Annotated in this window: 10 protein-coding genes and 1 tRNA gene; 10 read left to right on the forward strand and 1 reads right to left on the reverse strand. The window is 56.4% G+C overall.

Translation table 11 applies throughout. The annotated features are described in order from the left end of the window. From narJ to LCM21_RS08005, 5 genes are all read left to right on the forward strand, one after another. Complete coding sequence (gene narJ, locus LCM21_RS07985; RefSeq protein ID WP_068334040.1) at nt 1-705, forward strand: nitrate reductase molybdenum cofactor assembly chaperone; 705 nt, start codon at nt 1-3, stop codon at nt 703-705. An 11-nt stretch (nt 706-716) separates the two neighbouring features. After that, a complete protein-coding gene (narI, locus tag LCM21_RS07990) occupies nt 717-1,511 on the forward strand; it encodes a respiratory nitrate reductase subunit gamma (protein WP_224890131.1) in 795 nt (264 codons plus the stop codon). 5 nt (nt 1,512-1,516) lie between these two features. Next, nucleotides 1,517-2,332, forward strand: coding sequence for a peptidylprolyl isomerase (locus LCM21_RS07995; RefSeq protein WP_224890132.1), 816 nt, complete (start codon nt 1,517-1,519; stop codon nt 2,330-2,332). 144 nt (nt 2,333-2,476) lie between these two features. Then, nucleotides 2,477-3,760 carry a molybdopterin molybdotransferase MoeA gene (locus LCM21_RS08000; RefSeq protein WP_224890133.1) on the forward strand — a complete coding sequence of 428 codons (1,284 nt, stop codon included), beginning with the start codon at nt 2,477-2,479 and terminating at the stop codon, nt 3,758-3,760. Nucleotides 3,761-3,768: 8 nt separating this feature from the next. Further along, nucleotides 3,769-4,287 carry a DUF2478 domain-containing protein gene (locus tag LCM21_RS08005; protein ID WP_224890134.1) on the forward strand — a complete coding sequence of 173 codons (519 nt, stop codon included), beginning with the start codon at nt 3,769-3,771 and terminating at the stop codon, nt 4,285-4,287. A 184-nt stretch (nt 4,288-4,471) separates the two neighbouring features. Here the strand turns inward: LCM21_RS08005 and LCM21_RS08010 are convergent. Continuing rightward, nucleotides 4,472-4,556: transfer RNA gene (locus LCM21_RS08010), tRNA-Leu, on the reverse strand. A gap of 751 nt (nt 4,557-5,307) precedes the next feature. Between LCM21_RS08010 and LCM21_RS08015 the strand changes: the two genes are divergently transcribed. From LCM21_RS08015 to LCM21_RS08035, 5 genes are read left to right on the forward strand one after another with little or no spacing between them, the layout of a single operon-like run. Beyond that, nucleotides 5,308-5,715 carry a hypothetical protein gene (locus LCM21_RS08015; protein ID WP_224890529.1) on the forward strand — a complete coding sequence of 136 codons (408 nt, stop codon included), beginning with the start codon at nt 5,308-5,310 and terminating at the stop codon, nt 5,713-5,715. A 2-nt stretch (nt 5,716-5,717) separates the two neighbouring features. Further along, nucleotides 5,718-7,727, forward strand: coding sequence for a dynamin family protein (locus LCM21_RS08020; RefSeq protein WP_224890135.1), 2,010 nt, complete (start codon nt 5,718-5,720; stop codon nt 7,725-7,727). An 8-nt stretch (nt 7,728-7,735) separates the two neighbouring features. Continuing rightward, complete coding sequence (locus LCM21_RS08025) at nt 7,736-9,463, forward strand: dynamin family protein (protein WP_224890136.1); 1,728 nt, start codon at nt 7,736-7,738, stop codon at nt 9,461-9,463. A 22-nt stretch (nt 9,464-9,485) separates the two neighbouring features. After that, the gene (locus LCM21_RS08030) at nt 9,486-9,887 is read left to right on the forward strand and encodes a hypothetical protein (RefSeq protein WP_224890137.1); all 402 of its coding nucleotides are present in this window, start codon (nt 9,486-9,488) and stop codon (nt 9,885-9,887) included. 24 nt (nt 9,888-9,911) lie between these two features. Further along, nucleotides 9,912-10,775: a hypothetical protein gene (locus LCM21_RS08035; RefSeq protein WP_224890138.1), complete on the forward strand. Its 864-nt coding sequence runs from the start codon at nt 9,912-9,914 to the stop codon at nt 10,773-10,775. Nucleotides 10,776-10,815 lie beyond the last annotated feature (40 nt).

Genomic DNA, 10,815 nt, shown 5'->3' on the forward strand with positions numbered 1-10,815 from the left:
ATGGATCGTACCCTTAAAGCGCTGTCTTTGGTCCTGAGTTACCCGACGCGCGAGTTGCAGCATGCCATGCCCGAGATCGGAGGCGTCCTGGCCTCGGACACGCGATTGACAGCAGCAGCGCGTCGGGCGTTGCGCCCGCTCGTTGGGGAGCTGAGCGGGCGCGACATCTATGACCTGCAAGAGACCTATGTTGGTCTTTTCGACCGGTCGCGCACCCTGTCGCTCAACCTGTTTGAGCACGTCCATGGCGAAAGCCGGGACCGGGGAGGCGCGATGGTGTCGCTGGTCGAGATGTATCGCGACGCGGGTTTCGACCCAGTAACCTCGGAACTGCCCGATCACCTGCCCATGCTACTGGAATTCCTGTCCACGCGTCCCTTTACCGAGGTACAGGAAACCTTGGCGGACGCGGCCCATATTCTAGAGGCTCTGAACGCGCGGCTCGACCGCCGGGAAAGCCCTTACGGTGCCGTGTTCGCCGCTTTATTACAGCTGTCTGGCGCCAAGGCGGACAAAGCCGCCGTGGCCGAGTTGCTGGAAGAGCCGGAGTTGGACCCCAACGACCTCGAAGCGCTCGACAAGGTTTGGGAAGAATCCGAAGTCCGCTTTGGCCCGGATCCCAACGCTGGCTGTCCGCAAGTACGCGACATGCTGGCACGCATGGATAAACCCATCACCCCCGCGCCGCAGCAAGCGGCAGAATGACGGAGGATGCAATGAACCAATTTCTGTTCGGAACTTTTCCCTATATCGCGCTGGCGATCGGGATTCTCGGGTCAATTGCGCGCTATGAGCGCGACCCGTTCACATGGAAATCTTCGTCGTCTCAGATGTTGCGACGCAAGCAACTCATCGTCGGTTCGGTACTGTTCCACGTCGGTGTGCTGGTGATATTTTTTGGGCACCTCATCGGTCTTCTGACTCCGATCTGGATCTTTGACGCCATCGGCATCAGTCACGGTGCAAAGCAAACGCTTGCGGTCGTGGCGGGTGGCATTGCGGGTGTTGCGGCCTTAGCCGGAGGCGTGTTGCTGTTCCATCGCCGCTGGACTGATCCAAGGATCGCAAAAAACTCCAGCTTTTGGGACAACGCGATCCTGTTGATGCTGATCGCGCAACTTGTCCTCGGCCTCGGAACGATCTTCGTTTCGCTTGGCCATCTGGACGGGCATGAAATGGTCAAGTTCATGTCTTGGGCACAGGGTATATTCACCTTTGATGGCGCTGCGGCAAATTACATCGCCGATGTGGCGTTTATCTTCAAGCTACACCTGGTGTTGGGTCTGCTGATCATAGCCGTCTTTCCATTCACACGGCTGGTACACATCCTGTCAGGCTTTGCTGCCCCGTTCCGCTATCTCTTGGGCCGGACCGGGTATCAGGTGGTGCGCTCACGCCGGAAAGAGGTGCTGCCCGCAAATATCGGTGCTGTACCAATGGCTGGAAAAACGCAGATGCCACAAGGCAAAGCCGCAAACGCGTCCGACGCAATGCCCAAGCCAGCGGAGTAATACCAATGAACGCGCTTTTTCCTGATCTCGTCGTCAATGGTGAAACGGTGCCATCCGCAAGAATCGCGGCTGAGACCCAGAACCATGATGGCCCAAAAGGCAAACCCGGCATCGTGTGGCGCAAGGCGGCAAATGCCTTGGCGGTGCGCACCCTGCTTCTGCAAGAAGCGCGGAAACGCGGGATCGAAGCGCAGGTTCAAGAGGTCGGCCCAGGCCGGTTTGAAACAGATGAGGAGGCCCTGGTCAGGGGCCTTCTCGAAGACGCGGTGATTGTGTCGCCGCCATCAGAGGAGACCGTTCGCGCAGAGTGGGAAAAAGACCCCTCTCGCTTTCGTAGCCCACCTTTGTGGGAGGTTTCGCACATATTGATTGCCTGCGACCCCAAGACTGAAACCCTGCGCCAAGAGGCACATGCCCGTGCTGTCGATCTGGCGGCGCAGGCTTTGGAAAACCCGAAAGGCTTTGCCGACCTTGCTGCCCGCGTCAGCGATTGCGGCTCGAAGTCAAGCGGTGGTGCCTTGGGTCAACTGAGCCCCGGCGACACCGTCCCCGAGTTTGAGGCTGCGCTGCGCGATTTGACAGAAGGGGGCATCACCGAAGCACCGGTGCTTACCCGATATGGCTGGCACGTAATCAAGATGGATGCGGTCGCAGAAGGCGCCGTCCTGCCTTATGACGCGGTCAAACAGAAGATTTCCGATGCCATCGAAAAGGCTTCGTGGGCCCGTGCGGCCAAGGAGTTTGTGCAGTCCCTCGTCGCATCCGCCGAAATCTCTGGCGCAGATCTCCAGCCAGTGTTGCCCACCAAGGCAAGGTCATGAAGCGCATCATCTCAAACCTGCTGACGACAGACCCTAGGACACTTGCCGGTCCCACACGGATCAAGCGCCCGTCGCACCTGTCGGATATCCGCAGCCACAGATCAACAAAAGCATGACAAGAAACGTAAGGGTCCGAGGTTCATCATGACATATCTTTCAAGACATCTTTCGTCAGGCTGTGGCTGCGATGACCTTTCGGTAGCCGCTGGTGTGATAAGCATCGATCAGGCTTTACAACAGGTCTTGCAGCATGTGACGCCGGTTGCGCGGACTGAAAACGCGCCGATCCACACCTGCCGCGAACGTGTTCTTGCGGCTGCTGTGCTTGCACATGCAGACATGCCCCGTTTCGATCATTCTGCAATGGATGGGTATGCGGTGAACAGCAAGGCTCTGGCCGGTGATGGACCATGGCTATTGCCCGTCAACGGACGTGTCGCTGCGGGTGAGGCTGCGGACACGCCGTACGCGGCAACGGATGCCTGTCGGATTTTTACAGGCGCACCCGTTCCACACCCTTTTGACAGCGTGATCATGCAAGAAAAGGTCGAGCGGCTCGGAAACATGATCCGGATCAACAGGCGACCTACTATCGGTGAAAACATACGATTGAGAGGGGAAGAACATCGGCGCGGTGCCGAAATCCTGCCGGTTGGAATGATGTTGACACCCCGCGCAATTGCAGCCGCTGCAGCAGCAGGACACGGGGTGGTCAATATCCGATGCCGCATCCGCGTAACCTTGCTTGCCTCGGGGTCAGAAGTTGCCGCTTCGGGAACGAAAAATCTGACAGGCGGTCAGATTTGGGACGTGAACACGCCGATGTTGCAATCTTTGCTGTCCCGTCCCGACGTCGATTTACAAAATGTCATCAAGGTCGATGACGATAAGGACAGCATCTGCTGCGCACTCCAGTCGGCGGCAGCAACCTCGGATTTAATCATCACGACGGGCGGTGTCTCGGTCGGTGATGAAGACCATTTACGCACCGCGGTCACAGCGGCCCGAGGGGATATCTTTTTTGCCGGAGTGGCAATCAAACCGGGCAAACCCGTCGCGCTTGGAAAAATTGGCGATGCAGTCTGGCTCGGGCTACCCGGTAATCCCGGATCTGCCTTCGTAACGTGGTCAGTCATCGGCGAAACCGTTCTGAATACTCTTGCGGGCAACGCACAGGTTCATCCTGAACGTCGTCACGTGGTTCTTGGACACAGTTTGAGCCGGAAAGCAGGCCGGTGCGAAGTCCGTGCCGCGCGGATTGTTGGAGTAGACGGTTATGGCCGTGATATCGTTGAATGCCCATCCAATGTGAACTCGGGTCAGGTGTCGCTTCTGGCGACCTCTGACGGTTTGTCGTTTCTTCCCTCTGAAACCGATCATTTTCCCGAAGGGGCCTTGGTCGAATTCCTTCCCTTTAGCAGCAACTGAGTCCCAATATGCGTATCGCTTACACAATGGCCCCCGGCAGGGGCGACACCGATCTTGTCCTGCATCAGGTGGCGCAATCGGTCATTCAAGCCGGATACTGTCCAGCAGGAACGGCACAAATCAACACAGAGCGCGCGGATGCAGGACCTTGCGACATGGACGTTCTTGTTTTACCCGATGGACCAAAAGTACGGATTTCGCAAAGCTTAGGGCGCGAGGCCCGCGGTTGCAGATTGGACCCCGAGGCTCTCGAGTCCGCAGTCGGAATAGCCTTGGCAAGGTTGCCAGTCAGCGACTGCCTAATTGTAAACAAGTTTGGCAAACATGAAGCCGAAGGCAGAGGGTTTCGTTCGGTCATTGCTGATGCGCTTGCACTCGACCTGCCAGTATTGGTTGGGCTGAACCAGTTAAACGCGGATGCATTCCTTGAATTCAGCGGAGGGATTGCACAACAGGTACAACCTGACGCAGCCGAAATCGAAGACTGGCTTTTCGCAAGTATCGGCGAAAGAAGGGAAGTGGCGTGATCGGGTAAAAAGATTGGGCCTTGTCACTTCTTCGCCCCCGGCTGGTCCTATTGAAGGCATCAGGGGTTTGCGCGGGGATCGAAAGCCGAGAGCCTTCCAGCGAATAACTTGGGGGCAATCTGGGGGACTGAGCGAAACGCCGAAACGTCAAGCCGTTTGTTTTCAGCGCCTTACGTCTATAAAGTGGTGCGGGTGGAGGGACTTGAACCCCCACGCCTTGCGGCGCCAGAACCTAAATCTGGTGCGTCTACCAATTTCGCCACACCCGCAGTACCGACTCTGAGCGTCGGATTGATGCGGTCAATAACAAAGCCTGCGATCAAGTGCGAGAGGGAAATTGCCTGAAATCAAAGATTATTGGGCATGATGTCGAAACAATCCAGAGATCTGCCTATGCTGCAGCTGCTTCATAGTCGAGACGGTTGTTTATGCCGGAGAAAGATAATTACTAATTTTCTTATAAGTTTATTTATTAATACATAAAACTTAAAGCCTTTTACGATCACTATGGCCCGTTGAACTCGAAAAATTACCTTGTGCTTAATTGTTTCGTTATCGTGCACATTAAGTGAAAGATAACCCAAACTTTAACGCGTTTAAGCTGAGCGGTAGGGGCTGCATACTGATCACATTGGATGCCGCCAACACAATCTGGGATCCGCAAATCTGGGCTTCGTTGCCCTGGTCAGGCTTTGAACGGGTGCAGTTAAGCAATTGAAAACCAAATATTTCAAGAATTCTTTGCCCCGACTGAGAAGGATTTTGCCGCCACGTCTCACCGATGAAGCTGTACGACTTGTGTAACCTTAAATCCGTCTACTCGACCAGGGGTTGAGGTTCGGCCTGAAGGCTTGATCTTATTTGCGCCACATTTCAAACGCCAAAAAATCTTATTCGCGCCAAAATAACACCGCCTTGCCAACAATGATGGAGAGTGGGTGTTAACGAGTCTTTTTTGCCCCTGGGCCTAGTTCAGATTTTTTGCTCAACTCGAATACAAGGGTCTTAGCCGTGACCAATATGATAAACTCTGCTGCTGCTGAGCAAGACGCCGTTGGTCTTGCCCGCGAAAGTTTTCTTGGTGAACTGAAGTCCCTCAATCGGGACCACCCGAACACTGGCTTTGGTCTGTCGCTGCGCACGCACTCGGGGGGGCACTATCTTCTAGCCAATTCCCGCATGCCTCTGCCCGAGACCAAATCAAAAGGGTTTCCTACCGGACGCCGTCTGGCGCTGTTGGAGAATAGTGAAACATTCAGCTCTATCGAAGTGCTAGCTGATTCGGGGGCTTACGAGTCCATCTCACCCGGTGATGAGGCCGCGATCCTTGGAAATGCGCTGAACCTGATTGCACGGATCGACATAATGACCAGTTCTTCTGACGGTCAGGAACATCATCATATCGCCGCTACTGGGACCGGAGGTTGATCATGGCCCGAAACGACCACCTTCTGTCCGTCGGAAACGAAGCGCTGTCGCCGATGACCACGGCCATGGCATCGCTTGCGACCCAGATCGACCAGTTGACCGAAGTGGCAGATGCCCGGTCATCGGCGCGGTTGGCGACACTCAAGACGCGGATGGAGAACTTCACAGCCAGCGTGACGCTGGTTGGGCAGGTCAAAGCAGGTAAATCCTCGATCGTGAACATTCTGGCGGGGCGCCCTGCCCTCCTGCCGTCGGACGTGAACCCGTGGACCTCGGTAGTGACCACGTTAAACATCAACACGCGCACCGAAGGCGACAAAAAGGCCAAGTTCACCTTTTTTGAGCAGGAAGAGTGGGACAATCTGATGGTCGGCGGCGGTCGTCTTGGTGAGCTGGCCAACCGTGCCGGTGCTGATGACGAAATGGATGATATCCGGCGTCAAATCAGCGAAATGAAAGCCAAGTCCGAAGCCCGTCTTGGTCAGCATTTCGACCTGATTCTGGGGCAGAGCCACCAGTATGAGTATTTCGACGAAGAGTTGATTCAGCGCTATGTCTGCCTGGGTGACGAGGACGACCCGGATATCAATCCAAAGACCGGGCGCTTTGCCGATGTGACCAAGTCGGCGGAACTGTTCATGGACATTCCGCAATACCCAATCTCGCTAAAACTGTGCGATACGCCCGGCGTCAATGATACCTTCATGGTGCGTGAGCAGATTACCTTGCGCAGCCTTCGCGGTTCGGAAGTTTGTGTTGTTGTATTGGCCGCAAGCCAGGCGTTGACCACCATGGACATGGCGCTGATGCGGATCATCGCGCAGTTCGAAAATCGGCAGATTATCCTGTTCGTGAACCGCATCGACGAATTGTCCGATCCGGTCAATCAAGTGCCCGAGATTCGTGACCGGATAAAGGACACGCTGAAACAGAATAACATCGACACAAACACAAGCGTTGTGTTCGGCAGCGCGCTTTGGGCCGAGGCTGCCCTGACCGGCAATCCCGATATTCTGACAGAAGAGTCACGTCGGGCGCTCAACACCTTCTATCTGGCGGCCGGATTCGGTGATCAGGCTCCCTCGCTTGACAAGATCTGGGCGCTGTCTGGCCTTCCTGATCTGTTGCTCGCGATGAATGAGCGGATCGCCGAAGGGGCTGGCACCCGCCTGCTGGACCGTGTGCGTCATCGCGCCCGCAACATCGCCAGCCAAATTCGCGCGACAGCAGTGGCCAAGACGCTGTCCAAAGGGCAAGGCGTTGTGCGTGAGATGGACGGGGTCGCGCCCGAAGAGGCGGTCGCCAAGGTGACCGAAGAATATGAAAAGAAAGTGGCTGAACTGACGGCCTCATTGCGGGACAAAGTGCTGCAACGTCTCAAGTCAGCCGAAACCAATTTTGTAAAACGCGCCACGGATTCGTTGATCGCGCATCTTGAGAAGAAAGGTGAACAAGGTACCTGGCAGTACGACCCCGCGGGCCTGCGGACGCTGCAAAAGGCGGCTTACTTCAGTTTCGCACGCTCAATGCGCAAAGAGGCTGGCGCGCTTTACAGCGAGGCTGCAAATGATGTCGAGGCACTGTATCAAAAGCTGCTGGGAAATCATCTGGGTGAATTCAGCATCGAAGCACCTATCGTGCCCCGCGTCCCGCCGCCACTGGGCATCGGGCGCACCATCGCACTGGATTTGCTAAGCACATGGTGGCGTCGTTGGTGGCAACGTCGCAAAGGGTTCGAGGCATATGCCGCAGACTACACGCGTCTGATAGCGTCCGAGGCGAACTCGATCACCAAGGACCTTGAAGAAAACCAGATTGCGGCGGTTCTGGAAAACGTTCGCGCAGGTCTGACCGATTTCCTGCGCGAGCAGAGCGAGACACTGATGAGCATTTCGGCCTCGGCCGAGCAGGACCCAAACCAGGCCGCCCTGATGGCGGGCATGACGCCCAAGAAGTCACGCGACGATATCCTGGGCGATATCCTGAAAGATCTTAGTAACGAGGCAGCATAAGTAGCGACATGGCAAAAGACACACAAACCCGCTTCGTATCTCCTAAGGCATGGGAACGCATCGAGCAGTGGTCCCGGCGCAAACCGATTTTTGCACTGATGGGGGAGTTCAGCGCCGGCAAATCGACACTGATGAACTTCTTGCTGCGCTCTCACGCATTGCCGACCCAAGTCACTGCCACGCAGTTGCCACCCGTCTGGTTCAGTTGGGGCAAACAGTCGGCATACATACAGAGCGACGATGGTACGCGAGAGGATATCACCCTCGATCAATTGCACGCAATTGGGGTAAATGACGCCCAGTTCATTCGCATTTTCCTTGAATCCGACATTCTGGAAGCGGTCGACCTGATCGATACCCCGGGAATCTCTGACCCAAAAATTTCTAGTGACGTTTGGCGCCGCGCGGTTGGACAGGCCAATGGTGTTTTGTGGTGTACACATTCCACCCAAGCCTGGCGGGAAACCGAGAGGGCGACATGGGTGTCGCTTCCGGAACGACTTCAGCACAACTCGCTTTTGCTGGTCACCCGGGCCGACGCGCTTGACGCTAAAGACCGCCAGAAAGTGCTGCGCCGTGTGAATCGTGAGGCGGGACACTTATTCAATCGGTCAATTCTGTTTTCAGCCCGCGACGCCATCGTTGCGCGGGACAAAAGCGGCGATGCCGAGCTTTGGGCACGTAGCGGTGGCGGCAAGATGGTCGACAGCTTTCTTGAAATCACCGAACAGATCATGGATCACCGAGCCGACATGCTTGCGCGGTATCAGATCGACAACAGCTTGTCCGACGAACCCCGCATTCAACCGACCCGCCCGAAGCGGAAGGCGGAACAGGATGAAGATGCAGCCCCATTAAAGCTTGTGAACCCGGTTCCAGACGCCGCGGCGGCACCTGCAGACGAAGTTGTCACCAGCTTTCCCGTCCGTCCAACCCGCGTTGAGCGCCGAAATGAAGACTCCGACCGCGACGAGCGCATCGACGCGGCCAAGGCAGAGCGTTTGCGTGCCGAAATGGCTGCCGAAACACAGGCATCCCAACCGGTTGAGGCCAGCGAGGAAGACGAGCTGCGCGCGTTTTTCCGGGACACGCCGAGCAACGGCCTGAGCCTTGCCGATCCCATAGACTCACCAAAAGACGAAGGCCCGGTGGATCTGTCAGATGACGATGAGCTGGAAGTGGACGACAGCACCGACCTGTTGTCCGACGTACAAGCGGAAGAGTCTGCGTCAAGCACGTCCGATCCAATCATGGGTTCTTCCGCAGATGAACCCGCTGACGTGTCTGAGGCAGTTGACACGTCGGAACCCAACGAAAAGCGCGCCGAGCTTTCGGTGTCGTCCATCACCGCCTTGTTGGCCGAGCAGTCGAAAGGCGCTGAGGACGAGTATGAGCCCGAGCCTGAATCTAACAGCCTTGTCGACATGCAGGTTGTTCCTCTGGCCAACGTAACAACTGCCGACGACTCCGATGCACCAGACGAAAGCCGCAAGACGCTCAAAGACGCGCTGAGTGTCACAAGCGAAACTGCACTCAGTGCCGCGTCCATGTGGCGCGAAATCTCCGCTGACGACGACTTGCCGGATGACGCTGAAGGGATGAAAAAGGTTTTCAACGATTTTCTCGAAGAATTCGACCAGATCGCAGCCGAACACTACGCCCGTCGAACCAAAGAACCGGTGCACCCTGTTCCGGGTGCGTCGAAAAACGGTGGGGCGGAACGCCATGCGCTGTAAAAGGAGACACGGGTAGCAAGCAATGACAATTGAAACCGCACTCCGCTCTGCGATGGAAACCATACCCGACTGCATTGCAGCCGGGTATGTCGACATGGAAACGGGAATGTTGCTGGGGATCAACACCTTAGACTCTGACAGCGCTGAGGTTCTGGACAGTCTGGCCCTTGCCGTGGCTAACCTGTTTCAGGGCCGGGGAATCAAAGCGTTCGAGGAACTGCTTCGCTCGGCCAAAGCAGAGGAATCGGGCAACCCGGGATTTGGGGAAATCGCGGTGTTTTCGAAGGATCGGCTAAACATATTTCTGCGGACTCAGGAATATCCTGATCACGTGGTCTGCTACATTTGTCGCAACAGTGCCAACGTCGGGTTGGCGCTGACGAAATCGCATCTCAGCCTGGGGCCAGTCGCGGCCGCAGTCTAGACCGGCCCAGAGGGGGGTCACGGCATGATGGATACGGACATACTTGAGATGCTCGATGAAATCGGGCGCTCGTCTGTTGCCCGCCTGAATCCGGCGGTTACTGTACCCGGTGATACCGCTATGGCTCGGCGCGAAAAAGTGCTGCACGCCATTCGCGGTACAATCCTGCCCCGCCGATTGGAATTTACCGCGGCCAATGGCGATTGCCTTGCCATCGAAGTGAACAGCTCTCGGGTCACTGACGTGTTTCGGGTCCCGTCCGGTGTAGCCCCGGATTTCGAAACGGAACTGCGCCAGGACCTTGCGGTCAAGCTGGCGCAACTGGTGACCGATATCGCTTGTGCTCCTGCTCCGCTCCAATTGATTTCTCTTCAACCTGATACCGCGCTTGAAGCGGATGACGTTGGAATCACCTTCAGCGAGATCGAAGCCTCCTGCGCGGATATGGAGCAGCCGGTAGAGCCGGTCATATCCATCGTTGACGCCAGTCCTGAAAGTTTGAAGCCCACAGAAGAAACGCCAGAGGCTGACAGCACAGATGCTTTAGCACAGCGTTTTTTTGATGGCGCAGAACAGTTTGCCCAAGGGCGGGTACTGATCGCGGATGGCGCAGCGCTGCTTGCGGATGGTGCCTGCAAAGACGGAGAGCCCCTGCACCCCAAACCCGATTTGCTGGCCAGTTTCGCCCGCGATCTTGCGAGATGGGATGACGACACGACCAACACAATGGACCATCCGCAGCTTATTGTCATACGGCCGTCTGGCGGCAAAGGCACCGGGTTGGCCGTTTTGAACGATGGCACAAATACCGCTCTGGCCGTTCACGAGGCACGCAAGTTGGGCGCGGTCGTCAATCTGTGGGCAGCTTTAAAAAGGCCGGACGGATGATTGCGTCCGATACAATCAGTTTTTCGGCGCGTTTGGCGCG

It is taken from the genome of Ruegeria profundi, from assembly GCF_020171505.1.
GTDB classification, from domain to species: domain Bacteria; phylum Pseudomonadota; class Alphaproteobacteria; order Rhodobacterales; family Rhodobacteraceae; genus Ruegeria; species Ruegeria profundi.